Origin of the sequence: Eubacterium maltosivorans (genome assembly GCF_002441855.2) — a bacterium.
GTDB classification, from domain to species: domain Bacteria; phylum Bacillota; class Clostridia; order Eubacteriales; family Eubacteriaceae; genus Eubacterium; species Eubacterium maltosivorans.
The window spans coordinates 148,451-174,332 of sequence record NZ_CP029487.1 but is presented as its reverse complement, the minus strand read 5'-3'; the positions used below and the strand labels follow the sequence as shown (position 1 = coordinate 174,332).

Here is a 25,882-nt window from a genome sequence, read left to right as displayed (position 1 = left end):
GATAAAAATTATCCAATATAAGGTATTGATTCATTTATATTTCAAGGAGGATCTATAATGTTATTTAAAACGACCGAGCAGCATGAAGCCCTGCGCAAGAAAATTCGTGAGTTTGCTGAAAAAGAAGTGAAGCCCCATGCTTTCATGATGGACAAGGAAAATATGTTTCCGGACGAAGCCATCAGGCAGCTTGGCGAAATGGGCGTCATGGGTATCCCGTTTGAAAAGGAATACGGTGGACAGGGTCTTGATGTTTTGAGCTATGCCATCGCGGTTGAAGAGCTCTCCCGCGTCGATGGCGGAACCGGCGTTATCCTGTCGGCCCATACCTCGCTGGGAACCTGGCCCATCGCCGCTTTTGGAAACGAAGCGCAGAAACAGAAATATTTAATTCCTCTGTGTAAGGGTGAAAAAATCGGCGCCTTTGGCCTGACAGAACCAAACGCGGGCTCCGATGCCGGCGGAACTGAAACCACCGCCATCGACAAGGGCGACCACTACCTGCTAAACGGCAATAAAATTTTCATCACCAACGCGCCAAAAGCCGACACCTACGTTGTTTTCGCGGTCACTACACCCGATATCGGGACCCGCGGCATCTCCGCCTTTATTGTAGAGAAGGGCTGGGAAGGCTTTAGCTTTGGGGATCACTACGACAAGCTGGGGATCCGCTCCTCCTCCACTGCCGAGCTGGTTTTCAATGATGTGAAGGTTCCCAAGGAAAACCTTTTAGGCGAGGAGGGCCAGGGCTTTAAAATTGCCATGGCAACCCTGGACGGCGGCCGGATCGGTATTGCCTCCCAGGCGCTGGGAATCGCCCAGGGCGCTTTTGAGGAAGCAGTGGCCTACGCCAAAGAGCGTGTCCAGTTTGGCAAGCCCATCGGCTTCCAGCAGGCCATCTCCTTTAAAATCGCGGACATGGCCACCAAGCTGCAGACAGCCCGCCTGCTCGTCTACCAGGCTGCCGAGCTTAAGGAACACCACGAGCCCTACGGCATGGAATCCGCCATGGCTAAACAGTATGCCTCCGATATTGCTCTGGAAGTCACCAACGACGCCCTGCAGATTTTCGGCGGCACCGGCTACCTGAAGGGCATGGAGGTTGAGCGGATGTACCGCGACGCTAAGATCACAACCATCTATGAGGGTACCAACGAAATTCAGCGTGTGGTCATCGCCTCCCACATTCTGGGAAAGCCCCCAAAAAAGGCCGGCGGCTCCGGCAGCGCGCCTAAAAAACCCGCGCCCATCACCGGCGTTCGCAAGCACATTATTCTGAAGGACGGCGATATCCAGGCAAAGGTCGACGCCCTCGTCGTAGCCCTTGAAAAGGACGGCTATGATTTCTCTGTGGGGATTCCCATGGACACCCCTATTGTCGACGCTGAGCGCGTGGTTTCGGCCGGCGTTGGCATTGGCGACAAGGAAAACATGAAGCTCATCGAGGATCTGGCAAAGGCTGCGGGGGCTGCCATCGGCTCCTCCCGCCCGGTAGCGGAGACTTTAAAATACGTGCCCCTCAACCGCTATGTGGGAATGTCAGGACAGAAGTTTGCAGGCAACCTGTATATCGCCTGCGGTATCTCCGGCGCCATCCAGCATCTCAAAGGGATCAAGGACGCTTCCACCATTGTGGCCATCAACAGTAACGGCAATGCGCCAATCTTTAAAAACTGTGACTACGGCATTGTGGGCGATGTGAACGAGGTGCTGCCTGTTTTGGCCAAAGCCCTGGGCACCGGCGAGAAAAAACCAGCCCCTGAAATGGTCAAGATTAAACGGCCAAAGGCTCCAAAACCAACGCCCGTAGGCCCAACCTACATCTGCGGCGGCTGCGGCTACGAATATAATCCCGATCTGGGCGATCCGGAAAACGACATCGCTCCTGGAACACTGTTTGAAAATGTTCCGGAAGACTGGGTCTGCCCGCTGTGCGGCGCAGAAAAATCTGAATTTATTATCGCCAAAAAGGAGGCTTAATCAATGTATGCAGTTAGAAATGTAACCGAGGATCTGATCTGGGTTGGGGCCAATGACCACCGCCTGGCCCTGTTTGAAAATGTTTATCCCATTCCGCGCGGCGTCAGCTACAACGCTTATGTTCTGCGCGATGAAAAAAATGTACTCTTTGACACAGTGGACTGGTCGGCCTGCCGCCAGCTCTTGGAAAACCTTGAGTTTGTTTTAGACGGCGAATCCCTGGATTACCTTGTCATCAACCATCTTGAGCCTGACCACGCGGCCAGCATTGAGGAAATCCTGATCCGCTACCCGGGAATTAAGATTATCAGCAATGAAAAAGCATTTTTGTTTATGCGCCAGTTCGGCTTTCATGTCGACGACCATGACTGCATTGTCGTAGAGGAGGGCGATACTTTCTCTTTCGGCAAGCACACCGTCACCTTTGTTTTCGCGCCCATGGTGCACTGGCCCGAGGCCATGGTTACCTTTGACGTGACAAACGGCGCCCTTTTCTCCGCCGACGCCTTTGGCACCTTTGGCGCTCTGGACGGCAAGCTTTTTGCTGACGAAGTGAATTTTGACCGCGACTGGCTTGACGATGCCCGCCGCTACCTGACCAATATCGTCGGAAAATATGGCCCCCATGTGCAGCTGCTGCTGGGCAAGGCCGCCGGCATTCTGGACAAGATTAAATTCATCTGTCCGCTCCACGGGCCAGTCTGGCGCGAAGACCTGATGTATTTTATCGAAAAATACGATCTGTGGAGCCGCTATGTGCCGGAGGAAAAGGGTGTGATGATCGCCTACGCGTCGATGTACGGCAATACGGAAAGCGCCGCCCAGTCCCTGGCTGTGCGTCTCTGTGAAAGGGGCATGACCAATGTGGTCATGTATGATGTGTCCTCCACGCATGTGTCCCAGCTCATTTCCGAAAGCTTTAAGTACAGCCACCTGGTTCTGGCCTCTACGACCTACAACCTCGGCATCTACCCGGCCATGCATAACTTCCTCATGGATATGAAGGCCCTGAACGTGCAGAACCGCACCGTGGCCATTGTGGAAAACGGCTCCTGGGCTCCCTGCTCCGGCGATCTGATGCAGGAATTTGTCGAAAATGAATTAAAAGATATGACTGTCATCAATGACCGCCTGTCCATGGCCTCTGCCCTCCACCCCGAAAAAACCAAAGAGCTTGACAGACTTGTGGACGCGATTCTGGAATCCATGGAAACACCCGAAGCATAAGACATTATAAAAAGATCGGCGCAATTTTGCGCCGATCTTTTTGTATCTCCGGTTTTACACCATGGCAATGGCTCTTGCCGGTGCGCCGCCAAAGCCCTGAAGCTTGAGCGGGAAGCAGCAGAAGTAAACCCGTTCGTAATCCATCACTTCATCCGGGAAGTCGATTTCTTCCAAGAGCCATACTTCCTTTGAGAGCAGAACCACATGGGGCTGCGGCCCCTTATCCGGTCCCCATCCGCCAATGCTCAGACCGTCGATGCCAACACCCTTCACACCTTTTTCATGCAGCCATTCCGCGCCTTCGCCAGTGAGGTAAGGCCATTGGTAATAGTATTCCCTTGTCATGGCTCTCTTCTTGCACCAGCCTGTGTTCATGAGGACAATGTCCCCCTCCTTGATTTTGTCCGCGTAGGGTTTCAGGTGCTCGCTGGTAATGCCTGTATCCGGCGCAATGCCCCGAAGGTCAATGATCAGTGCTTCGCCCTGGAAGCCTTCAATGGGCATTTCATCAATCTTTTTGCCTTCCGGGAAAAAATGGAAGGGCGCGTCCAGATGGGTGGCGGTGTGGGCGTTCATCTTAAAGACTTCCGCCGTAAAGCCGTCCTTGGGGTTAATGGCCTCATAGGTCACCTCTGTGAGCTCATAGGTGGGCCATCCCGGACAATTGTGAAATACCGGCTGTGACATGTCAAACACTTTTTCAAACTTCTGCATCATAAATACCCCCGTATTTAAATATATTTTTGCAATGCTTACACTGCCTGCAAACTCTGGGATTCGCGCTTAAAATTGGGCGCGTACTCGACGGCCAGGCGGATGGCCTCAATCATGCTGACCGGGCTGGCAATGCCCTTGCCCGCGATGTCCAGGGCTGTGCCGTGGTCCACCGAGGTTCTGAGGATCGGCATCCCGTTGGTGATGGAGATGGTGCGCTCAAAATCCACCATCTTTGTGGCGATGTGCCCCTGATCGTGATACAGGGAGAGCACCGCGTCGTAGCGGCCGTTTAAAGCCTGGTAAAAGACGGAATCGGCGCCGATGGGGCCCTCGATGTCAATGCCCCTGGCCTTTGCCTCCCGAACCGCGGGGATCACATGGTCTACCTCCTCGGTTCCGAACAGGCCGTGCTCACCGCTGTGGGGATTTAAGCCCGCCACGGCGATTTTCGGGCTCTCGACGCCCAGCACCTGCAGCGCCTTTACGCAGTCGTCAATAAAGGTGAGCAGGCTGTCCTTTGTCACCAAATCACAGGCCTTTCTCAGCGAGACGTGGCGCGTGAGGAAAAACACCCGCAGGTTCCGGACCTGGAACATGGTCAGCGGGTTCTTTGTCCCTGTCAGCGCGCCCACGATCTCGGTGTGTCCGATATAGGGCACCCCTGCCAGCTTCAGGGACTCCTTGTTGATGGCTGTGGTGGACAGCACGTCCGCCTTATGCTCAAGGCACAGCTCTGTGGCTTTTTTGATATACTCATAGGCCGCCTGTCCGGTCATGGCCTGGATTTCTCCGATTTTAAGGGTGTTCATATCGATGTTGTCAAGGTCGATGAGATTTAGGACACCAGGCGTATAGTCGCCGTCCTCTGGCTCCTCGATACAGTTAATCCTTAAGTCCACACCGCTTACGCGGATGGCGTCCTCCAGCACGTCCTTATCGCCCACGACCACGCAGCGGGCAATCTCCTGTATCATCTTATCGGCCAGAGCACGGACGGTAATCTCCGGTCCGATGCCCGCCACGTCTCCCATAGGTATTGCAATGATTGGTTTCATACTCTTACTCCTTTTCGGCTAGTTTTATCTGTAAATAGGACATGGCGTTTCGCAGGGTATCCACCCTTCCGGCCAGTCCGCCTTTTGTCACAATGGGCAGGCCGCTGTAAGGGCCGCCGATCAGCTCTCCGTACATGGTAAAGGGCTCGATCTCATCCAGCACGCAGATACCCACGCTTTCCAGGGCTTCGCACACGCCCAGGGTAATGTCCCCGCCGCTGGTATAAAGGGCCTGTATCTCGCGGCTGTGGGCCTCGAGATACGTGGCGGCCAGCTCGGCGATGGCTGCCCCGATGCGTTCGGACAGGGTCTCGACATTACAGCCGAAGCGCTCGGCAGTTTCCCTTAAGTCCAGCACGTCTTCTTTTCTTTTGGCGGTCATTACGCCCACAAAATCGCTGTGCTGCGCGCACGCGTCCAGAGCGCTGAAGATCCGCTGTTTTTCGGCGGCGCTGCGGTTTTCATCCAGCAGGGCCAGCACATCGGCCTGCACCAGCCCGGTTTTGAAAAAGGCCTCAAAGGCTTCGGCCTGCTGCCTGACAATGGGCACCACGCTGCCGATGACCATGAGCACGCGTTTGCGGGTGCGCTGTTTTTTTCCCGCGTTCAGGCAGGCCAATGTCAGCGGCCCGGGGTCCACCGTGATAAAGGGACGGCCAAGGGATGTGCCCGCCTGGGCAATGGCAGTGATGTCCTCTCCCGCCACCGCATCAAAGCTGATGATCCGCGTGCCCTGCCGGATAAGCGCTTCCGCTTCTCCCTGGATAGCTCCTGCTCCCCTGGACACGACATCCATACCAACAGTGCCGACCGGGTAGCGGGTTTGTTGTTCCAGAATCGCCCGGACCGATGACAGGGTTACCGGACACTTGGGGTCCTTGCCGACCCCGGTGCGCTCCAGCAGGTTTCCCTCAATTAAAAGGTAGCCCCCGGCCACCAACTTCTTGACATCCGGATAAGCCGCGCAGACAAGGGCGACAGCTTCGCCGCCGAGGGCGTCCAGCAGCCCGTCGGTTTCGGCACCGATGTTGCCCCTCAAAGTGCTGTCGATCCGCTTTTGATAAAAGCAGCCCGCGGGCAGCAAAAAGGCCTGCGCTGTGCTTTTTACCTTGCTGTAGGCTGCCTCCGGCTCGATGCCCCGGCTGTCTGTGCTGACCGCCACAGCGTCATAGTCTGATAATACCCCGGGCCCGACAGCCGCGCCGTGCCGAAAGGTCGCGAATCGGTAGCCGTTTTTCCTGAGCAAAGCCCCGGTCACATTGGCCCCAGTCAAATCGTCGGCGATGATTACTGCCCTTGTCATCTGCTCTCCCCCTTATGCTTTAATCCATTCGATCTCTGTCTCTAAGAGCCGCGCTTCTGTCTCGGGGTCCAGCCCCGCGTCGGTTATGATCCGGTCAAAGCGGTCAATCCCGCAGATTTTGGCAAAGCTGACCCGGCCAAACTTTGAGCTGTCGGACAGCAGCACCTTTTCTCTGGCACATTCCAGAATCTGCTGCTTCAGCGCCGCCTTTTCCATGGACGGCGAGCTCACGCCCTTTTCCACATCCACAGCGCTGGCGCCCAGAAAGGCGATGTCTGCGTTAATACCCTCAAAAAAGGCTTCGGCGTGCCCGCCGAGACAGACACCCACATCCTTCTGGACATGGCCGCCGGTACAGTGGACATCCACAAGGGGCGCTTCCAGCAGTCTGGCGGCAATGAGGATATCATCAGTCACCACGCTGATCTGCTTCGTGCCGCGGGCCAGCAGCAGGGCCAGCTCCATATTGGTGGTGCCGGCGTCCAGCACAATGGTCTGTCCGTCCTCCACCAGCTTTTCGGCTTCCCTGGCGATACGCTTTTTCTCAGCCTGGTAGGCGCTGGCCTTTTTGGCGACAGCGATTTCCTCCACCAGCCCCTCTTTTACCACCGCCCCGCCAAAGGTGCGGGTAATGCGGTCGTTATCCTCCAGGTATTTCAGATCCCTTCGGATGGTTGTGGGTGTGACTTCGAGCTTCTGGGCCAGCGCCTCAACGGTGATGCTGCCGTTTTGTTCAAGGTTTTCGATTATTTTTTCTCTTCTCTCTATTGGAAACATGATTTTCCTCTTTATCCGGTCGCATTGGAACCGGTCATTCTGTTTAAATACGAACATTTATGCTTTCTTTTGTTTATAATATCGTGTTTACAGGGTTTTGTCAACAAAAAAGAACATAATCAATCATATTTAAGCATTTACGAACACATTTAAGCGTAAAATAAAAGGCGGGCAACCAGCTTTTCACTGATCGTCCGTCTATCACACAAACTCAGCGATCACGATCTCGTTTCCGTCAATATCACTTAAGCGAACCTCATAGGTTCCCCAATCATATCGGACGGCATCAGACAGTGAAAGCCCTTTTTTCTTCAAGCTTTTTATTGTTAAATCAAGGGTTTCTGTTTGAAATACAAAGGATTGACGCCCGGTCGGCTCTACGCCGCATTTTTTGCAGTCCCATATACAAAGAGTGGGCGCATTTTCCATAAAACCGAGATAAACCCCGTTTGAATTGTCATCATCGGTTTTAATAAAGGGTATTTCCAGCATTTGTGTATAAAACGCAATCAGTTCTTTTGCCTGCTCAGAAAAAATATTTGTGCAGTAGTATCCTGTTATCATGTTCTCACCTCCTAATCGTTATTTTTCATACAATCACCAAAAACAAGCTGGCCCGGAACAGGTTACTGTCCTGCCCACATTCTATCATAAGCCGCTGATTTCGTCTATTCTGTTACCGCCCGCTATCGTCCCGGAATCAAGGCGCTGAACAGAAAAACGGCATAGCCCAAACTGGCTACGCCGTATGCTGTGACAATACCGCTTTATTGGGAGCATGTCCTTTTGGCATATCGTCTTTTTCATCAGGATTCTTATTGCTGAACCTGGCTGCTGTCCGCTTTATAAGCTTCGCAGATCAGGTAAACGCCATAAAAACACAGGGCTATTGCTGAAAACATACACATCCCTCCTTTTCGGCTTTAAAACACCGCTGCGCCCGCGGAGCTGCCGGATCACTCGTCCTCCGGATCACCGGGTCTGCCAAAGCCGCCAAAGGGCCCAAAGCCCGGACCGCCCTGCCCAAAATGATTTCCAAAGGAGCGGCCGCCCATCCGCATGCTCATGAGCCGCTCAAACTGGTCCTTTCCCATGCGTTCACAGGCCCCGCGCATCCATTCTCTGGCGCCGTCGTCCATGCCGTCTCCGCACTTTTGCTCAAAGGCTGCGATCATCCGGTCCAGGTATGCGTTAAACTGGTCCCGCTCCTCAGGCGACAGGCAGTCAAAAAGTCCTGCGTCGTCTGCTCCGCTGTTTTCATCCTGGGCCTGCTTTCCCTGCTCGGTCAGGCGGACAAGCATGACCCTGCGGTCTGTCTCTGAGGGCACGCGGGTCACGTAGCCCTTCTTTTCCAGCTTGTTTAAAAGCTCGTTGAGGGACTGCTGCCGTATGCCCAGCAGATAGGCCAGATCCTTACTGCTGATCTCAGGCTGTATCTTAAGCATGGCCAGCACTCTGCCCTGTCCCCGTGTCGGATCGCCTACCGGGCCGTTTTTGACATGATTTCTCAGGTGGCTGCGCTGCATAAGCCACTGGAGTCTTGACAGCTTCTCATATAATTTCATATCTTTTTCGTCCATTTTGTTACCTCCTTTAATTTATAACAGGTACCTTATGCTTTATATTATACAGGTACCTGTTACACGTGTCAAGGATTTTGTACAGGTACCTTAAATAAATTAAAGGCATAAAAAAGACGGCTGCTCTTGACAGCCGTCCTATGCGTATCTTATTCTGCCCTGATGGCTTTCATTTCCTCCAGCACCTCGTCGAATTCTGCTTCTGCTGTTTCATCATGCTTAGAGAAAGCATTGACGATGAGGATGGTCATCACATTTAAGAAAAATCCTGGCACGATCTCGTACAGGGTATTGCTGAGGCCGGTCTGCTTCCAGATAATAACGGTGAGGGTTCCGACAATCATACCCGACAGGGCCGCTTTCCAGCTTGTTTTTCTGGAGTACAGGCCAAAGAGCACCAGCGGGCCAAAGGCCGCGCCAAAACCGCCCCAGGCGTAGGAGACCAGCCCCATAACCGTGGAGTTTGGCACCAGCGCCATAAACAGGGCAATGACTGCGATGATGATAACCGACAAGCGGCCAAGATTCACGCTCTGTTTTTCCGTCAGCTCCTTTTTAAAGAAAATGCGGGCCAGATCCTCGGTGAGGGCTGAGGAGGAAACCAGCAGCTGCGAATCGATGGTGGACATAATCGCCGCCATGATCGCCGCCAGGAAAATCCCCCCGATCCACGGCGGGAAGAACTTGCGGATCATGAGCATAAACACCGTTTCCTGGGCGCCGTCTGTGAGGCCCGGAAACAGCGGAATGGACAACAGCGCCACAAAAATCGCGCCGGTCAGGGCAATGATGACCCAGATAATGGCAATGGTCATGGATTTTGGCAGCTCCTTGATGCTCTTGATCCCCATAAAGCGGACCAGGATATGGGGCTGCCCAAAATAGCCAAGGCCCCAGGAGGCCGCTGAGATAATGGCCATGACCGAGATGCCCCCGCCCAGCAGGTTCATGCTCAGTCCCTGGGCCGCCATGGCGTCCAGGGTAGGCTGCATGCCGCCCAGGTGGCTCATGGCCAGAATGGGCACCACTACAATGGCGATAATCATCAGAATCCCCTGGATCAGGTCGGTCCAGCATACGGCCAAAAACCCGCCGAGGAAGGTGTAAGCCACAATGACCAGGGCGCCGATGAGCACCGCGGTGGTGTAGTCAATGCCGAACATCATCTGAAACAGCTTGCCGGAGGCCACCATACCGGAGGATGAATAAATGGTAAAAAAGATTAAAATGATCAGTGCAGAAATCACACGAATCGCTCCGGTTGGGTCTTTAAACCGTCTTTCAAAAAAGGTGGACAGGGTCAGGGAATCGGTTTTTTCTGTGTAGGTGCGCAGGCGCGCGGCCACAAATTTCCAGTTTAAAATGGTTCCCACACACAGGCCGATGCCGATCCACACCTCTGGCATACCGCCCAGGTAAATGGCGCCTGGCAATCCCATCAGCAGCCAGCCGCTCATGTCGCTGGCCTGCGCAGAAAAGGCTGTAACCCAGCTGCCCAGACCGCGGTCTCCCAAAAGGAACCCCTCAATACTCGAGGTCTTTTTGTAGAAATAGAGTCCTATGCCAACCAGCATGATGAGATAGATCACAAAAATAATAAATTCAGGATTTAATATCGTACTCATAACTCCTCGCTTTCTTAAAAAAATATTAATGTACTTATTTTATTAGAAAACTTGATTAAAGTAAAGCAGTTTTGCATATTCTTTCACGTTTATGCATAATTTCTCAAAAATAAAAGCCGGAGAAGCTCACTTTTCTCCGGCTTTTAAAAGGATCAGCCAATACCGCCGTAGACCAGACCGAGGATAAATACCACCACAGCCAGCGGCACGTAAACATATTTGGCAAGGGGGCCGAAATAAGCGCCCAGGGGCTTTTCTCTCCCCAGCTCCAGTTCTTTCTGAATGTCCTTGTAGCCCAAGATATAGTAGATGGACACCGCGCCCAGCACTGCGCCGAAAGGCACGACAATGATGGTGATGAAATCCATCCAGGAGCCGACATTCGGCTCTGCCTCAAGGAAAATACCCACGAGCAGCGCCACCCCCGCGCACAGGGTAACTGCGGCCTTGCGCGGCAGCTTAAAACGGGTCTGGAGCGATTCGCTCACAGCTTCAAACATATTGATGAGGCTGGTAATGCCTGCAAAAGCCACCGACAGGAAGAACACCGCTGCAAAGAGCTGGCCGAAAGGCATCTGCTTAAAGATGTTGGGCAGCGTGATAAAGATCAGCGGCGGGCCCGCGTTGGGCTCAATGCCAAAGGCAAAAACAGCCGGCATAATGGCCAGGGCTGCCAGCATGGCCGCCAGAGTATCGAACATAGCCGTGCGCATGGAGGCTTTGGGGATATCCTCGGATTTGTTCAGGTAGGTACCGTAGACGATCATGCCCGAGCCTGTAATGGACAGCGAGAAAAACGCCTGGCCCATGGCCATGACCCAGGTGTCCACCTTCAGCAGGTCGCTCCACTCCGGCATAAACAGAAATTTGTAGCCCTCGACCGCACCGGGCAGAAAGGCCACGCGGATGGCCAGAATGGCAAAGAGAATGAAAAAGGACGGCATCAAAACCTTGTTGATCTTCTCGATCCCCTTTGTAGCGCCGAACATAAGAATGCCCGCCGCAATGACAATGACCAGCACATGCCAGGGCACACTGCCGAAATTGCCTGTTGCCTGACCAAAATAAGCCGCCGCGTCCGTATTCAGGATCGCGCCAGTGACGGATCCGGCCAGAGCGCGGATGATCCAACCCACGATAATGGCGTAACCAATGGCAATCCCAAGAGAGCCCAGCAGCGGAATCCAGCCCAGAATATACCCCAGCTTTCCTTTCCCGATTTTATTAAAGCAGTACTCATAGGCTCCCAGGGTTCCGGTTTTGGCGCGCCGGCCGATGGCGAACTCTGCGGAGAGGCCCACCAGGCCGAAAATAATAATAAACAAAATATAAGGCACTAAAAATGCGCCGCCCCCGTATTGCCCTACCCGGTAGGGAAACATCCAGATATTGCCGAGCCCCACTGCGGAGCCGACGCAGGCCAGCACAAACCCCAGGCTGTTGGTAAAACCGCCGTTCTGATGGGTATGCCTGCTCTCAGGACTCTGATTTTCGTTTTTTTCCATAATTCCTCCTTTAACTTCCAATTTATTTATCTTACCATAATCCTTCCGTTCTGCCAATGGTCAGTTTTACGAACATGAAAAAGAGATCGGCACAATTTTGCGCCGATCTCTGTTCGTACTTTTATTTGTTGGGAAGGCGTTTTTCCAGTGCTTCGGTCAGCTCTTCATAGCCTGGCTTGTGGAGCAGGGCAAACATGTTTTTCTTATAGGCTTCGACCCCTGGCTGGTTAAAGGGATTAACGCCCAGGAGGTAGCCGCCGAGGCCGCAGGCCTTTTCAAAGAAGTAAACCAGCTTGCCAATGTGGAAAGCGTCCAGCCTGGACAGGTAGATGACGCCGTTTGGCACATCGCCGTCCACATGCGCCAGCAGCGTTCCTAAAAACGCCTTTTCGTTGACATCCTGCATGGTGCGGTTTTCGAGGTAGTTCAGGCCGTCCAGGTCTGCCTCCTCATGCTTAACCGTCATATCGCCGTCCAGCTCGTCCACTGCCAGAATGGTTTCAAAAATATTCTTGTGGCCGTCCTGGATAATCTGTCCCACAGAGTGCAGGTCGGTTGAGAAATGGACCGACGCCGGGAACAGGCCCTTGCCGTCCTTGCCGTCGCTCTCGCCGTAAAGCTGTTTCCACCACTCGGAGAAGTAGCGCAGAGAGGGCTCGTAATCCACCAGAATCTCGATGGCCTTGCCGCGGTTGTAAAGGCAGCTTCTGTAAAGGGTATACTGGTAGCAGACGTTGTCGGCAACAGAGTCTACGCCGTATTCCTCATAGCCGGATTTGGCCCCGTCCATGAAAGCGTCGATATCAATCCCTGCGACGGCGATGGGCAAAAGGCCCACAGCGCTGTAAACCGAGTAACGGCCGCCCACATCGTCCGGGATCACAAAGGTTTCATAGCCTTCCTGATCAGCTAAGAACTTCAGGGCGCCCCGCTCCTTGTCGGTAGTGGCAAAAATACGGTCCTTGGCACCGTCCTTTCCGTATTTCTTTTCCAGCATTTCCTTGAAAAAGCGGAAGGCGATGGCCGGCTCGGTGGTCGTGCCGGATTTGGAGATCACATTGACGCAGATGTCCTGATCCTTGACCAGGTCGATGAGGTCTTTCATATATTTGCCGCTGATATTTTCGCCGGCAAAATAAATTTTAGGCGCTTTTCGGTCGGTTTCTTCATTGAAGAAGGTGCTGGTAAGCGCGGTGATTACCGCCTTAGAGCCAAGGTAAGAGCCGCCGATACCGATGACGATAAACGCGTCGCAGGAGCCCTTGATTTTTTCCGCAGCCGCCTTGATCCGGGCGTACTCTTCCTTATCATAAGCCACCGGGTAATCATACCAGCCCAGGAAATCGCTGCCGGCGCCTGTTTTTTCCTTCAGCATTTTGTCCGCCAGGCTGATCTGTGCCGCCTTGTTGTCAAATTCTTCCTGAGACAGTCCTGCATAGGAATAATCGAATCGAATACTCATATTTTATCCTCCTGATAAATAATTAATTTAACATTGGTTTTCACTATTTGTGCCGTTACCTTATAATTGTAATATAAGCGGCGAAAAGATCAAGCAAAATCACCGAATTTACAATTATTTATTTTAGCACAAGATAGTAATCGTTTTACATGCCTATTATAGCATAAATTTCACCGGATTTAAAAGCCTTTCTTTAAAAAATATACCCGCCGGGCTGTTTTTTATTGACCGCCCGGCGGGTATATTGGTATTACCTTAATTTTTTAACCTGTGCACCGCCTGGGAATCACATACTGTTTGTCCTGATAGGCTGCGAATTCGACGCGGACGTCGAAAATATGCTCCAGGCTTTCTGTGTTCAGTATTTCGTCGGGGCGCCCGGCGGCGTGAATGTTCCCATCCTTCATGAGCACCACCTGGTCGGCAAAGGTGACCGCGGTGTTGACGTCGTGGATCACCGCCATAATCGTCATGCCCTTATCCTGGCAGAGCCCTCTTACAATCTCCATGGTTTCCAGCTGGTAGCGCAGGTCCAGGTTGCTGGTGGGCTCGTCCAGAAGCATGACCACCGGCTCCTGGGCCAGGGCGCGGGCGATAAAAACCCGCTGCCGTTCGCCGCCGCTCAGCTGGTTTAAAAGCTTGGTGCTGTAGCCGCTGAGCGACATCTTCTCAAGAACCGAGCGGACAATCTCATAATCGGCGTCTTTCATCCTGCCCTTCATATGGGGCACACGCCCGGACAGCACCATCTCAAAAACATTTAGGCCGCTGTCCTCCACCTCAGTGCTCTGGGGTACATAGCCGATGCGCCTGGATTTTTCCTTTTGCGGCAGACCGAGAAGATCGGTAGTATCCAGGTAAATCTCGCCCTTTTCAGGCGTTAATATCCCGTTGACGCACTTGATCAGTGTGCTTTTGCCCGCTCCGTTCGCCCCCAGCAGCACGCACAGCTTTCCCGGCGCCACCTCGATGTTAACACCTTTTAAAATAGGGGTCTTTCGATAGCCAAAGCTTAAATTTTTGATTGTGATTTTCATCAGACCAACCGCTCTTTCTGTTCTTTTACAATTAAGTAGATAAACACCGGTACCCCGATAAAGGAGACCACAATGCCCACTGGGATGATCACCGGCGAAACCACCACCCGGCCCACGGTATCCGCCGCGATGAGCAGAATAGCGCCGGAGAGGGCGGTGAGCGGGATGAGCGCGCGGTAGTCGCCGCCGATCAGAAGCCTGGCGATATGCGGGGCCACCAGCCCCACAAAGCCGATCACCCCTGTAAAGCTGACGATGGCCGATGAGATGAGCGTGACCGCAATGCCCGAAAACAGCCGCAGCCGCATGACATTCACGCCCAGCGCCACCGCGCTTTCGTCCCCGGTGGACAAGAGGTTGTAATGCCAGGCAAAACGGACGATAAACGGAAAAATCAAAAGCAGAATCACCGAGACCACGATAATCTGCTCCCAGGTGATCTCCGAAAGGCTGCCAAAGGTCCAGTGGACAATGGCGGACAGCTGCTGCTCGTTGGCCACATACTGCATGCTGGCGTTCAGGGCTGAAAAGAAATAGTTGAGGGCAATGCCGATCAGGATGATCGTGGTCTTGCCCATGCCCTTGGCCGAGGCGATGCCGTACACCATGGCGGCACAGATAAAGGCGAACACAAAGGCCATCACAACAGTGCCCACCTGATTGCTGCCAAAGGGCATAAACCCGAAAATAATGGCCAGTGAAGCCCCAAAGGCCGCGGCATTCGAGAGCCCGGTGGTAAAGGGGCTCGCCATCTTATTGCCCGTGATGGCCTGCATGACCAGCCCGCTGATGCCCAGGCCGATACCGGAAACCAGCGCCATGGTAATGCGCGGCAGGCGCAGCTGCATGAGCACTGTGAGCTCGGTCTGGTTCAGAGCCGCCGCACCCATAAAATGGCCGCCGGGCAGCAGGGTCGCGAATACCCGCCCTACAGTCACGTTGGCGACGCCGACAAAGCAGCTGGAAAAAGCAGCAATGATCAAAAGGATCACTGCTGCCAGCATCAGCGCCGCTCTTTTTTTATGATAGGCCTTTAATGACTGCTGCTTTTCCATCGCTATTGGTGCTTAACCTGGAAAACATGCCCTTCTACCGGATCGACCCCCTGAATTTCCATCCATTCGTCAAAAATGGCGTCAGGGTCAACATCCTTCATCTGTTCAGGGTATAACCATTTCGCGGTATAAACCGTCCCGATCATTTTGCCCAGTCCGCCGGCGCAGAAGCCAGTGGTCACATAGAAGTTGTCATTCTGGACCGCCTTTAAATCGGACCAGCCCGCACGGCTCAGCATTTCGCTGGAGATGGTGCTGTAGTCCTCCGCTGTCGGCGGCGTGTAGACGCCGGTATTCTTGAGCGCCGGGCCAGAGGAGGTTTTGATGATGAGGTCCGGGTCTTCCATCAGAATCTTTTCCGGGTCAATGGTCTTGCCGGTAATGGTGGGGTCGCCAAAAATATTCACAGCCCCGGCATTTAAAAGCATGCTGTTCCAGCCGTCATTGCTGGTCCCTGGTATACAGGTGGTATTCGGGTCGCCGTATTCCCAGTACACCTTTTTAGTGCCTTTGACATCCTTGATTTTTTCGGCCACCATGTCCATGTTATCCTGGTAAAATTTGGTGAGCTTTTCGGCTTCCTTTTCCTTGCCGAACAGCTTGCCTAAAATCTCGATTTCCTTGGGCAGCTCAGCGTTGTTATAGCCAGATACCACCACCACCTGAATGCCGAAGGGCTCCAGTTTTTTGATGTCTTCCTCCCAGGTTCCGTTGTCCGGGGTGATGAGCACCTGAGCGCCCAGCTCGGCGATCTTTTCATAGTTCAGCTCGCTCTGGCCCTTGCCGATGACATTATCCGGGTCGAACTGGCTCCAGTACACACGGTCCTGAGCGGTGTTCTTATCCACAGCCACCACCTTGTCGATGGCGCCGATCCCACGGATCAGCTCCGAATTGTAGCGGTTAGCCACCACCACCTTTTCAAGGGGCTGGGGAATGGTTACCTCACGGCCCGTATCGTCCACGACGGTAATGCTCTCCGCCTTTGCTGAATCCCCGCTCTGGCTGCAGCCGGCAAATACCGGAACCAGCAGAAGCAGCGCGCACACAAGCGCAATGATTTTCTTTCTCATTTTTCCCTCCATTAAAAATAAAATTTATGTTAAATCCTCGCGGATATCAACATCTTCCCATAAAACAGGCTCCCTGACTTTAAGACAAATAAAAAAACCGATAAGCACTCTGCTCATCGGTCCCATTTTCCGAGATTTCGTTTGTTCAAACACGCCGCTGCATAATCCCCCTGCACGCATTTCTTCTTTAAGGCAGGTCTCCTGGCTTACAGCTCGTCCGCGGCCTGCCTTCCCGGATCGCTCCAGTGGCTTTCAGGCTTTGTCCCTGTTTACAGTGATGGGTTCGCACCGGATTCGCACCGGTTTCCCTATTCTCTTATTGCTAAGCACCTCAAAGGTTATTCAGTTTTTATCATTATACCTGCTTCTATTATACTTGTCAATATGCAATCGAACCGATTTATTTTCGGACGATAAGGCTCCAGTGCGCGCTGTAATACTGCGGCTCCTCTGGGTTATAGACACAGGATTCTTTCAGGCTGTCCTCAAGGCGCCAGGCTTTAAAGAAATGTTTGATGTCTTCCAGGTCCACATAGAGGTGGGGCACGCCCGTCTCCGTATCGCTCTTTTCCGAGAGCAGGGTGTTGGCGTCAACGCGCCGGCGGCTGTCTGCCTGCCGGTAGCCGTAGGTGCTTTTGGAGATGAGCGTGAGGAACAGCTCGCCCCCAGGCTTTAACACCCGGCGGATTTCCGCCAGGGCGGCCTGAAAGCCCGGAATATCCGTATGGTAGATGACATTGTAGGCCATGGCGCAGTCAAAGGTGTTGTCCTCAAAAGGCAGGTCCAGCATATCGGCCACGCAGGCCGTGAGGGGAATCCCCTCCTCCCCGGCCCATTTTCTGGTGTGCTCGACGCCGTACGCAGACAGGTCGGCGGCGGTGACCTCAAAGCCCTTTTTCGCCATATAAACCGCGTGCCGCCCCAGGCCACAGCCCAGGTCCAGAAAGCGCAGGAAGCCCTTCGCCTGCCACCGCTCCGCGAGATAGGGGCTCTCCACACAGGGGATGAGCCAGTAATCCGACTGGTTTTTCTCCCAGTTCCATGCCTTTGATTTCATTTTTTCCTCCTTGCATATATCGGCTTAATCTATAAAATGCGAACACATCTATTTCGCCATACCGACTTTTTATATCAGGCCGTTCTATTTTCTCTCATGGTTTGTTCCCGGGGAGACGCCCCTTTCCTGGCCTGTCCGTTGTCACTTATTATGCTGAATTTTTCTGTAAAGTTGCTATTTTTCTTTTATTTTGCTATACTTACTTTGTAAATGCCGATGTGAATCAGATGATATTTTAATCAAACGGTATCATATCTGATTCGCTGCTTAAGAATACCCTGAATTTTCAGTGACCATAATATTTTATCATCGGGGGTGAGACCTATAATGAAAAGGAATAGAATTCGGATTACACTTCTTGTCTCAGCAACATTTATTGTTATGCTGTCCGCAGTCTTAGTATATATCAATCAGCTTTCCCGCGCAACAGAATCCTCTGTCATTGCTTTTATGGACGAATTATCTGAACATGACCGGCAGAATATCCAAAATGAGCTGGAAAACTCATGGGATGAATTATCCGCTGTTTATTACAGAACAGAGAACAATAAATACACGACGATACAGGATGTGTGCCGCCGCCTGAATCTCGAACATCTGACCAATAATTTTGATGACATCTATCTGGTGGACTCCGAGGGGCGAACCTATTCCAGCGCGAATATTGTTCAGAACAGCAGCGATAAAAGCTATGTGCGACCCCTGCTCTCCGGCGATGAAAAATTTGTGATACGCTACGATGACACTAACTTTTTGGAAACCCTCAGAGAAAGCCTTGTTTACGGCGTCCGGTGTAACCCATTTCAAGTAAACGATATAAAATTTATCGGGATTGTCGGTTTCTCAAAAATCGACACGATTGCCGACCGCCTGAAAATCGACAGCTTCGACGGCCGTGGGGTTACCAGTATTATCGATAAGACGGGCAACTATGTTGTAAACTATGACGCCAGCGCCGGCATTGGAAAAATTGACAACTATTTCGAGGAGCTCCAGAAAAACACCGGTATGTCCGAAACAGAGATCGCGGAAATTGTCACCCAGCTTAACCAAAGTGGATCCTTTTTAAAGCATTTTAAATATAAGGATCACACCAAACAGGTGGCCTCGTTTATCCCCATGCCCGGAACAGACTGGAGCATCGTGCTGACAGTCGACGAGGAAGCATTCAACGAGCAGACGCATCAGTTTGTTTCGATGACCAGTGTTATGCTCGCGGTTGTCGTGGCCGTTTTGTGCGCAATGATGTTTATCATCATCCGGGTCTTATTAATCTCCGCCACTGCCAAGGCCGAAGCCAAATCCCGCGGGGACTTCCTGTCAAATATGAGCCACGAGATACGGACGCCGCTCAACGGCATCATCGGCCTGAACCAGTTAATGCAGCAGAACACCCAAAACCCGAAGGCGCTTTCAGAGTATCTCCATAAATCCGACGCAACCGCAAAATACCTGCTCTCCCTTGTCAACGATGTTCTGGATATGTCAAAACTGCAGGCCGGAAAGATGGCACTTGACGCAAAGCCTTTTTCCCTTCAACAGCTGGTCTCCACAGTCGCAACCATTATGCGCAGCCGTATGGAGGACAAAAAGATCTGCTTTCAGATCGAAACAGATATCAGATATCCTGAAATCATCGGGGACGAGACGCGGATTGAGCAAATCCTGATGAACATTCTTGGCAACGCAGTCAAGTTTACACCGGAAGGTGGCCAGATAACCCTGCGGGCGCTTCAGACAAACGTTGAGTCCGGCCAGGTCACAACAATTTTTTCCGTCGAGGATACCGGATGCGGCATAAGCGAAGCTTTCCAGAAAAAAATATTCAACGCGTTCAGCCAGGAGCGCAATACCGTCTCCCAGGGGACTGAGGGCACGGGGCTTGGCATGTCCATCAGTTCCCTGCTGGCAAAGCAGATGGGCGGCACATTGTCTGTCAAAAGCGAGGTCGGTAAGGGCAGTTGTTTCACCTTTATCATAAAAGCCGACACCGCAGACAGCGTTTCCGATACGGCGCCCGCCGCAGAAGCTGTCCCGACAGAAGTGCCGGAGCGCGGGCCGCTCAACATTCTGGTGGCTGAGGACAATGATCTGAACGCCGAAATTCTGTTGGAAATGCTGAAGGCTTCCGGCTTTACTGTCACCCACGCGGCCGATGGCGGCCAGGTGGTCGAGCGGTTTGAAGCCTCTGCCCCCTACGAATTCGACGTTATTCTGATGGACGTGCAGATGCCCGTGCGAAACGGCTACGAGGCGACAAAAATAATCCGCGGGCTCAACCGTCCCGACGCAAAATCCATAATCATCTACGCCTGTACCGCCAATTCCTTTAAGGAAGACCAGGACAAAGCATTTGAAAGCGGAATGAACGACTTTATCGCAAAGCCCATCGACGTCAAAAAGCTCATACAGATGCTGGGCGTTACAAAATAAGGAGAAAAATCAAAAATGAAAAAATGGAAACAAATTTTAGCAGGCGGCTTAATCCTGAGCCTCCTGCTGGGGGTTCTGTCTGGCTGTACTGCTAAAGAGCCCGAAAAAAAGCAGACGGTCCTGACGATTAAGGTTCCACCGCTTACCGTGGCGAACGCCAACACCGACCTTACGGACATGTACGACGTGCTCATACAGGCCGGCAAAGAATTCGCGGCCCAATACAAAGGCGCTGATGTTACCGTAAATGTCGTAAAATTCGACTACCTCGATGAGGATAAATACATTACAGACTGCTTCGACACCGAAAACGCCGCAGACATTTTATTTGAAGGCTATTTTAACATGGCGGGCTATATTCATACGGGCCGGGTAGTCCCTTTGGACGACCTGATCACAGATGACATGAAAAGCGACATTGACAGGGCAAGCTGGGAAATGAGCCAGATAAACGGAAAAACCTACATGCTGCCCTATTACAGCCTGCAAAACACCATGTGCTTTAACAAAAACCTGTTCCGCCAGTGTGGCTTGGACCAATACATTGGCGAGGACCACCAAATCCAGAGCTGGACCCCTGAGGAATGGGAGACCATCCTGTCCACACTGGCGGCTAAGCTGCCAGAGATGTCTTATCCCATGATGATGTACGCCAAAAACGACCAGGGCGACACACATATCATGACCCTGCTGCGCAGCAAGGGCAGCTCATTTTTTGATGAAAAAGGCCGCTTCCATCTCAACACTGAGGAGGGTATCGCTGCGCTCCAGTGGATCGCGGATTCCTATAGCAAAGGATACTTTCCCGCAAGCTGTGAAAACCTGGAGATCAACGACTGTGTGAATCTTTTCCTGAACAATCAGCTGGCCATTCACATGATGAACAGCGCCACAACAGACAGCCTCGATATGAGCGCAACTGGCCTTGTCAATTTCCCCAGTATGGACGGAAAGGGTTATAACACATCGTTTGTCACCGGCTTTCAGGTTTTTGACAATGGCGATGAAGCAAAGCTGAAAGCCGCCAAGGACTTCGTAAGCTATTTTTATGCCAATGAGGAGCTGATGGACTACGCCCAGATCGGCCTGCCCGCGAGCAGGGCCACAACAGAACGGACAGCCGACCACATTTTTATGCAGGAGGCTTATACTGCCAATACTGCTAACACGGTGGATTTCACTGCCAACAACCCGAACTGGCGTGGTGTGCGCGATGTATTCTACACCCATATCCACAGTCTGCTTACCGGAACAAAGACCCCGAAAGAAACAGCCGAAGCCATCGACGCAGACTGTAACGCGGCGATTGACAAAGGCTGGGCAGACAGCAGGCTGCATGACTAAAACACACTGAGGCCGCCAGGCCCGAACCGCCAACAGCAGGCCCTTTCCACTAAGAGAAGGCCTGCTGTTTTTTATAAGCGCAGGGCCAATCCTATCCTCGTCTTTTACCCATACCCACAGCGCACCACAGACCAGCCGCCGTTCGGCCGTTGGGCGACCCAAAAGCCCCAGTACAGCATACTGCGCGGCGGGGCGCTGCCATCTGTCAGAAAGCCCGTACGGATCATAGCTTTAAAAAACACGGCGCTTTTCCCATCTTCTAAAACGCCGCAGTCCTCGTAGGTCAGCTCGAGAAGCTCCCAGCCAAACCGCCGCTTAACATCCCATTTGACAGCGCGCGCCGCAGCTTCTATCTGCTCCTGTGTATAGGGTGAAGGCTTGTCGACCACCACCTTTGTTTCGCTGGCGTGTCCCCGCAGGCCAAAAATCACACTGGCTATCAGACAGAGGGCGGCAATGCCGCAGGCGGTGCGAAAAACGGCTTTTGATTTCACAAACGCTTCTCCTTTTTTCCCTGATCACATGGGCTTTAAATTTTTCTCCAGCCGGCCAGTCATCCACGCCAGGCGTTTGGCGCGTCCGGCCTCTGTTTTGGCGTCGAGATAGGCTCTTGTATAGGTCTTTTTCACAGAAGGCGGCATGTTCTGAAAATTGGTGTGGGCCAATTCGTTTTCCCGCAGCAGTCCGGCGACTGCCTCAATCTGCTCCTCTGTGATGGCAGAGGGGCTCACTGCGCTGTCCCACTGGCCGTTCTTCTTGGCCTCCTCGATCTTTTCCCTGCCGATGTCTGTCATCAGCCCACGTTTTTCAAGGCTTTCTGCCAGGGCCTTGTTTTTTGCGGACCATTTGCTGTTTTTTCTGCGCGCGGAAAAGTATTTGATGTAGGACTGGTCGTCAACCCGCTTCATCTGGCCGTCAATCCATCCAAAGCACAGGGCTTCCTCCAGTGCCTCACTGGCTTTTACAGTCACGAACGCTTTTGTTTTTCCAAATACCAGCCAGACGCCGTCACTGGACTGGCAGTTATCCGCCAGCCAGCCTCTGAACGCGTCGCGGGTCTTAAAATATAACGGCTCACGCATCGTTGTTCCTCCACAATATTGAACGCTCTTTTTTCACAGTGTCTGAAAGCAAATATGGCCGCCCGGCGCACTGTCCCCGGCGGTATATGATGATTATAGCATGCTTTCTGCCTCTGGTCATTTCTTTTTATGCTGGATAAAGCTTTTGTCTGCCGTTTTATTTGCAAAAAAAGATCGGCGCAAATCTGCGCCGATCTCTGCGTGTGTCGTTCTTTATTTTTCAATGATAAAGTGGCCGTCCTTAAAGTCGACGGTGACCACCTGGTCTTCATCCAGGTTGCCCCGGATAATTTCCTTGCCGATCATGGTTTCAATGTTTTTCTGCAGGAAACGCTTGAGCGGGCGGGCGCCGTAGCTGGGGTCGTAACCCTGATCGATGACGGCTTCCTTGGCGTCCTCGCTGAGCTTGACCACAATGCGCTTGTCGTCCAGGCGTTTCTGGAGCTCGGCCATCATCAGATCAACGATTCTGCCGATGGAGCGCTTGGTGAGTGGCTTGTACAGCACGATCTCATCAATACGGTTGAGGAATTCGGGCCGGAAGTAATTCTTCAGGGAATTCATGACCGCTTCCTCGGTTTCGATGAGAATGTTGCCCTCGGCGTCGATGCCCTCGAGCAGATATTCGGAGCCGATGTTGCTGGTCATAATGATGATGGTGTTTTTAAAGTCGATGGTCCGCCCCTGGGAGTCGGTCACACGGCCGTCGTCCAGAATCTGGAGCAGCACGTTGAACACGTCCTTATGGGCTTTTTCGATTTCGTCCAGGAGAATGACCGAATAGGGTTTACGCCGTACGGCTTCTGTCAGCTGGCCGCCTTCTTCATAGCCAACATATCCCGGAGGTGCACCGATGAGGCGGCTCACGGAGAATTTTTCCATGTACTCGCTCATGTCGATCCGGATCATGTTGTCCTCGGAATCGAACAGGTTGGCAGCGACGGCTTTGGCCAGCTCGGTTTTACCGACCCCGGTCGGTCCTAAGAACAGGAAAGAGCCAATGGGGCTGTTGGGGTTTTTGATGCCCGCGCGGGAGCGGATAATGGCGTCGACCACCTTTTCGATGGGTTCTTCCTGGCCGACCACGCGTTTTCTGAGGGTATCTTCCAGGTTCAGGAGTTTTTCCCGTTCGCCTGCCATCAGGCGACTCAGAGGAATACCGGTCCAGTTGGAAATCACCTCGGCGATTTCGTCCTCGGTCACGCTCTCACGAATCAGGGATTCGCCTTCGCCTCTGGCTTCGGCAGCTTCCTCCATTTCCTTCATCTTCTTCTGTAATTCCGGCAGCTTGCCGTAGGTCAGCTCTGCGGCCTTGTCATAGTCAGACTCGCGCTGGGCCAGCTCGATCTGGTGGTTGACCCGGTCGATTTCTTCCTTGATCTTCTGAACCGATTCCACCGCGTTCTTTTCGTTATCCCACTGGATCTTCATTTCATTGAAGCGGTCGCGGTATTCGGCCAGCTCTTTCTGAATCCGTTCCAGACGCTCACGGCTGAGCTTGTCTTCTTCCTTTTTGAGGGCGGTTTCCTCGATTTCCAGCTGGATCATCTTACGGTTGACCTCATCCATCTCTTCGGGCATGGAGTCAATTTCGGTACGGATCATGGCGCAGGCCTCGTCCACAAGGTCGATGGCCTTATCGGGGAGGAAACGGTCGGTAATGTACCGGTTGGAAAGCACTGCCGCGGAGACCAGGGCGTTATCCTGAATCTTGACACCGTGGAAGATTTCATAGCGTTCCTTTAAACCTCTGAGGATGGTAATGGTGTCCTCAACCGTCGGTTCATCGACCAGTACCGACTGGAAACGCCGTTCCAGTGCCGGGTCCTTTTCAATATACTGGCGGTATTCGTCCAGTGTGGTGGCACCGATACAGTGGAGCTCGCCGCGGGCCAGCATGGGCTTGAGCATGTTGCCGGCATCCATGGAACCCTCGGTTTTCCCGGCCCCTACAATGGTGTGGAGCTCATCGATAAACAGGATGATGCGTCCGTCGCTGTCCTTCACTTCCTTTAAGACGGCTTTGAGCCGCTCTTCAAACTCGCCGCGGTATTTGGCGCCGGCTACCAGCGCGCCCATATCTAAAGAGATGATGCGCTTGTCCTTTAAGCCCTCGGGCACGTCGCCCTGCACAATCCGGGCAGCCAGACCTTCGACAATGGCGGTTTTACCAACGCCCGGTTCCCCGATGAGCACTGGATTGTTCTTGGTCTTTCTGGACAAAATACGGATGGTATGCCGGATTTCAGAATCACGGCCAATGACCGGGTCCAGCTTGTTGTCGATGCAGTCCTGCACCAGGTCGTGCCCATACTGGGTCAGGGCCTCATAGGTACCCTCGGGGTTGTCGCTGGTGACCCGCTGGCCGCCGCGCACATCTTTTAAGACCTTTAAGACCTCGTCCTTTGTGACGCCGTGGCGAGTGAGCAGTTCCAGCGCCGCGTTCTGCCGGCTCAGGCTGTAAAAGCCCAGCAGCAAATGCTCGACGGAGATGTACTGATCCTCCATCTTCTTGGCTTCCTTATAAGCCTCATTCATGACCTTGTCGGTGTCGCGGCTGATATAAACCTTTCCGGGTTCGCGTCCCGGGCCGGTCACGCTGGGCATATTGTCAATATCGCCCTTTAATTCTTCAACAATCGGATAGGTGTTTTTACCCAGCCGTTCAAATAATCTTCCGACCACGCCGTTTTCCTGAGTCAGCAGCGCCAGGAGCAGATGCTCCGGCTGAATCTCCATGTGGTCATGGTCTATGGCAATCTGTTCGGCGTTTTTAACCGCTTCGATTGATTTCTGTGTTAACATGTTCATGTCCATTAAATATCACCTACTTCTCTTAAATTTTGTATGTCAAGCCGTCTGGCGGCGTTTTTTATTTCTCCGGTTCTTTAAAAAACCGTTCATACAGCGCTTCGAGCTCCTGATCCAGATTTTCATCGCCGCTGCTCTCAAAATAGAGGTTCATGGCGGAATCGATCATGCGCAGGTACTCGGTCAGAAAATTGGTGACGCTGCCGACACCGTTCTGCACCGCACCGTTTTCCTTAAACTCACGGATGAATTTGTGGTTGGTCAGGTATTCGCTGTCCTTTTCATCCACCTCGCTGTTTTTGCGCTCAATGTTACAGATTTTCTGGAAAAACTGGTCAAAATGCTCGTTCAAATCCTCGGACTTGGTACGGGAGCTTACCTTAAGCACCGCGTATTTCTGCCCGTTATCATTAACAAACTCATAGCTGTACCGCACCTTTGGCCGGTACTTGTATTTCAGACTTTTGCCAAACTGGATGCTGGAGTTTTTGTTGATCTGGCTCACCGACAGGGTATCGCTGAGGTTTTGGTCCAGCTGCTCCAGTATTTTCTGCACCTGCTGTTCAGGCGTCTCGAGACCGATCTTCTCAGCTAATATATCGTTGATGAGCTGAGAGCGGTTGGTATTATTTTCATATGCCAGTTGATCGATCTTTTCAACGATCTCATCAAAAAGCATCAGGCTATATACACTTTTTTTCATAGTTTTCACCTCGTCTATGCATTAATCATACACCCTAACCAATATTTTGTCAAATG

At 52.6% G+C, this 25,882-nt stretch carries 21 protein-coding genes and 1 riboswitch; of the genes, 4 read left to right on the top strand and 17 right to left on the bottom strand.

The annotated features are described in order from the left end of the window. The first annotated feature begins 57 nt into the window (after positions 1-57). Entirely contained in the window at positions 58-1,980 is a 1,923-nt protein-coding gene (locus CPZ25_RS00950) for an acyl-CoA dehydrogenase family protein (protein ID WP_096919390.1), read from the top strand. A gap of 3 nt (positions 1,981-1,983) precedes the next feature. Next, positions 1,984-3,207, top strand: coding sequence for an FprA family A-type flavoprotein (locus tag CPZ25_RS00945; RefSeq protein ID WP_074616157.1), 1,224 nt, complete (start codon positions 1,984-1,986; stop codon positions 3,205-3,207). Between the two features lie 54 nt (positions 3,208-3,261). Here CPZ25_RS00945 and CPZ25_RS00940 read toward each other — a convergent pair whose 3' ends face one another. The 13 genes from CPZ25_RS00940 to CPZ25_RS00880 all read right to left on the bottom strand — a co-directional run bounded on the left by CPZ25_RS00940 (position 3,262) and on the right by CPZ25_RS00880 (position 17,453). Further along, complete coding sequence (locus CPZ25_RS00940) at positions 3,262-3,924, bottom strand: cyclase family protein (protein ID WP_096919389.1); 663 nt, start codon at positions 3,922-3,924, stop codon at positions 3,262-3,264. Between the two features lie 35 nt (positions 3,925-3,959). Continuing rightward, positions 3,960-4,979 carry a 4-hydroxythreonine-4-phosphate dehydrogenase PdxA gene (gene pdxA, locus CPZ25_RS00935; protein ID WP_096919388.1) on the bottom strand — a complete coding sequence of 340 codons (1,020 nt, stop codon included), beginning with the start codon at positions 4,977-4,979 and terminating at the stop codon, positions 3,960-3,962. A gap of 4 nt (positions 4,980-4,983) precedes the next feature. Next, the gene (locus tag CPZ25_RS00930) at positions 4,984-6,282 is read right to left on the bottom strand and encodes a four-carbon acid sugar kinase family protein (protein WP_096919387.1); all 1,299 of its coding nucleotides are present in this window, start codon (positions 6,280-6,282) and stop codon (positions 4,984-4,986) included. A 12-nt stretch (positions 6,283-6,294) separates the two neighbouring features. Then, entirely contained in the window at positions 6,295-7,059 is a 765-nt protein-coding gene (locus CPZ25_RS00925) for a DeoR/GlpR family DNA-binding transcription regulator (RefSeq protein WP_058695044.1), read from the bottom strand. A gap of 201 nt (positions 7,060-7,260) precedes the next feature. Continuing rightward, positions 7,261-7,623 (bottom strand): VOC family protein, encoded by a 363-nt coding sequence (locus tag CPZ25_RS00920; RefSeq protein WP_096919386.1) that lies wholly within the window; start codon positions 7,621-7,623, stop codon positions 7,261-7,263. A 392-nt stretch (positions 7,624-8,015) separates the two neighbouring features. Continuing rightward, a complete protein-coding gene (locus tag CPZ25_RS00915) occupies positions 8,016-8,639 on the bottom strand; it encodes a MarR family winged helix-turn-helix transcriptional regulator (protein WP_096919385.1) in 624 nt (207 codons plus the stop codon). 149 nt (positions 8,640-8,788) lie between these two features. Then, a complete protein-coding gene (gene putP, locus CPZ25_RS00910; RefSeq protein ID WP_058695047.1) occupies positions 8,789-10,264 on the bottom strand; it encodes a sodium/proline symporter PutP in 1,476 nt (491 codons plus the stop codon). A 152-nt stretch (positions 10,265-10,416) separates the two neighbouring features. Further along, positions 10,417-11,769: a sodium-dependent transporter gene (locus tag CPZ25_RS00905; RefSeq protein ID WP_096919384.1), complete on the bottom strand. Its 1,353-nt coding sequence runs from the start codon at positions 11,767-11,769 to the stop codon at positions 10,417-10,419. A gap of 121 nt (positions 11,770-11,890) precedes the next feature. Further along, a complete protein-coding gene (locus tag CPZ25_RS00900) occupies positions 11,891-13,231 on the bottom strand; it encodes a glucose-6-phosphate isomerase (protein ID WP_096919383.1) in 1,341 nt (446 codons plus the stop codon). 263 nt (positions 13,232-13,494) lie between these two features. Further along, complete coding sequence (locus CPZ25_RS00895; protein WP_096919382.1) at positions 13,495-14,268, bottom strand: ABC transporter ATP-binding protein; 774 nt, start codon at positions 14,266-14,268, stop codon at positions 13,495-13,497. Then, positions 14,268-15,323, bottom strand: a complete 1,056-nt coding sequence (locus tag CPZ25_RS00890) for a FecCD family ABC transporter permease (RefSeq protein WP_074616164.1) — start codon at positions 15,321-15,323, stop codon at positions 14,268-14,270. The genes CPZ25_RS00895 and CPZ25_RS00890 overlap by 1 nt, the downstream gene beginning before the upstream one ends. A gap of 2 nt (positions 15,324-15,325) precedes the next feature. Next, positions 15,326-16,396 carry an ABC transporter substrate-binding protein gene (locus CPZ25_RS00885; protein ID WP_243129328.1) on the bottom strand — a complete coding sequence of 357 codons (1,071 nt, stop codon included), beginning with the start codon at positions 16,394-16,396 and terminating at the stop codon, positions 15,326-15,328. A gap of 174 nt (positions 16,397-16,570) precedes the next feature. Beyond that, a riboswitch (cobalamin riboswitch) is annotated at positions 16,571-16,745 on the bottom strand. 51 nt (positions 16,746-16,796) lie between these two features. After that, the gene (locus CPZ25_RS00880; protein WP_058695053.1) at positions 16,797-17,453 is read right to left on the bottom strand and encodes a class I SAM-dependent methyltransferase; all 657 of its coding nucleotides are present in this window, start codon (positions 17,451-17,453) and stop codon (positions 16,797-16,799) included. Between the two features lie 327 nt (positions 17,454-17,780). On the opposite strand from CPZ25_RS00880, the gene CPZ25_RS00875 reads away from it, so the two are divergent. Both CPZ25_RS00875 and CPZ25_RS00870 read left to right on the top strand, forming a co-directional pair. Beyond that, positions 17,781-19,886 (top strand): hybrid sensor histidine kinase/response regulator, encoded by a 2,106-nt coding sequence (locus CPZ25_RS00875; protein WP_096919380.1) that lies wholly within the window; start codon positions 17,781-17,783, stop codon positions 19,884-19,886. A gap of 15 nt (positions 19,887-19,901) precedes the next feature. Further along, positions 19,902-21,230 (top strand): ABC transporter substrate-binding protein, encoded by a 1,329-nt coding sequence (locus CPZ25_RS00870; protein WP_096919379.1) that lies wholly within the window; start codon positions 19,902-19,904, stop codon positions 21,228-21,230. Between the two features lie 104 nt (positions 21,231-21,334). Here the strand turns inward: CPZ25_RS00870 and CPZ25_RS00865 are convergent, their stop codons facing one another. From CPZ25_RS00865 to CPZ25_RS00850, 4 genes are all read right to left on the bottom strand, one after another. Beyond that, positions 21,335-21,724: a hypothetical protein gene (locus tag CPZ25_RS00865; protein ID WP_096919378.1), complete on the bottom strand. Its 390-nt coding sequence runs from the start codon at positions 21,722-21,724 to the stop codon at positions 21,335-21,337. A 24-nt stretch (positions 21,725-21,748) separates the two neighbouring features. Beyond that, positions 21,749-22,312, bottom strand: coding sequence for a YdeI/OmpD-associated family protein (locus tag CPZ25_RS00860; protein WP_096919377.1), 564 nt, complete (start codon positions 22,310-22,312; stop codon positions 21,749-21,751). A gap of 213 nt (positions 22,313-22,525) precedes the next feature. Further along, the gene (gene clpB / locus CPZ25_RS00855) at positions 22,526-25,129 is read right to left on the bottom strand and encodes an ATP-dependent chaperone ClpB (RefSeq protein ID WP_096919376.1); all 2,604 of its coding nucleotides are present in this window, start codon (positions 25,127-25,129) and stop codon (positions 22,526-22,528) included. Between the two features lie 55 nt (positions 25,130-25,184). Then, positions 25,185-25,826 carry a hypothetical protein gene (locus CPZ25_RS00850; protein WP_096919375.1) on the bottom strand — a complete coding sequence of 214 codons (642 nt, stop codon included), beginning with the start codon at positions 25,824-25,826 and terminating at the stop codon, positions 25,185-25,187. Positions 25,827-25,882: the final 56 nt, after the last annotated feature.

Bases quoted from the DNA above. Each gene is read 5' to 3' on its own strand.
- CPZ25_RS00940 (WP_096919389.1), bottom strand. From the start codon at position 3,924: ATGATGCAGAAGTTTGAAAAAGTGTTTGACATGTCACAGCCGGTATTT.
- CPZ25_RS00880 (WP_058695053.1), bottom strand. From the start codon at position 17,453: ATGAAATCAAAGGCATGGAACTGGGAGAAAAACCAGTCGGATTACTGG.
- CPZ25_RS00870 (WP_096919379.1), top strand. From the start codon at position 19,902: ATGAAAAAATGGAAACAAATTTTAGCAGGCGGCTTAATCCTGAGCCTC.
- CPZ25_RS00905 (WP_096919384.1), bottom strand. From the start codon at position 11,769: ATGGAAAAAAACGAAAATCAGAGTCCTGAGAGCAGGCATACCCATCAG.
- CPZ25_RS00925 (WP_058695044.1), bottom strand. From the start codon at position 7,059: ATGTTTCCAATAGAGAGAAGAGAAAAAATAATCGAAAACCTTGAACAA.
- pdxA (WP_096919388.1), bottom strand. From the start codon at position 4,979: ATGAAACCAATCATTGCAATACCTATGGGAGACGTGGCGGGCATCGGA.
- CPZ25_RS00900 (WP_096919383.1), bottom strand. From the start codon at position 13,231: ATGAGTATTCGATTCGATTATTCCTATGCAGGACTGTCTCAGGAAGAA.
- CPZ25_RS00915 (WP_096919385.1), bottom strand. From the start codon at position 8,639: ATGGACGAAAAAGATATGAAATTATATGAGAAGCTGTCAAGACTCCAG.
- CPZ25_RS00920 (WP_096919386.1), bottom strand. From the start codon at position 7,623: ATGATAACAGGATACTACTGCACAAATATTTTTTCTGAGCAGGCAAAA.
- clpB (WP_096919376.1), bottom strand. From the start codon at position 25,129: ATGGACATGAACATGTTAACACAGAAATCAATCGAAGCGGTTAAAAAC.
- CPZ25_RS00850 (WP_096919375.1), bottom strand. From the start codon at position 25,826: ATGAAAAAAAGTGTATATAGCCTGATGCTTTTTGATGAGATCGTTGAA.
- putP (WP_058695047.1), bottom strand. From the start codon at position 10,264: ATGAGTACGATATTAAATCCTGAATTTATTATTTTTGTGATCTATCTC.
- CPZ25_RS00875 (WP_096919380.1), top strand. From the start codon at position 17,781: ATGAAAAGGAATAGAATTCGGATTACACTTCTTGTCTCAGCAACATTT.
- CPZ25_RS00950 (WP_096919390.1), top strand. From the start codon at position 58: ATGTTATTTAAAACGACCGAGCAGCATGAAGCCCTGCGCAAGAAAATT.
- CPZ25_RS00930 (WP_096919387.1), bottom strand. From the start codon at position 6,282: ATGACAAGGGCAGTAATCATCGCCGACGATTTGACTGGGGCCAATGTG.
- CPZ25_RS00860 (WP_096919377.1), bottom strand. From the start codon at position 22,312: ATGCGTGAGCCGTTATATTTTAAGACCCGCGACGCGTTCAGAGGCTGG.
- CPZ25_RS00885 (WP_243129328.1), bottom strand. From the start codon at position 16,396: ATGAGAAAGAAAATCATTGCGCTTGTGTGCGCGCTGCTTCTGCTGGTT.
- CPZ25_RS00945 (WP_074616157.1), top strand. From the start codon at position 1,984: ATGTATGCAGTTAGAAATGTAACCGAGGATCTGATCTGGGTTGGGGCC.
- CPZ25_RS00890 (WP_074616164.1), bottom strand. From the start codon at position 15,323: ATGGAAAAGCAGCAGTCATTAAAGGCCTATCATAAAAAAAGAGCGGCG.
- CPZ25_RS00895 (WP_096919382.1), bottom strand. From the start codon at position 14,268: ATGAAAATCACAATCAAAAATTTAAGCTTTGGCTATCGAAAGACCCCT.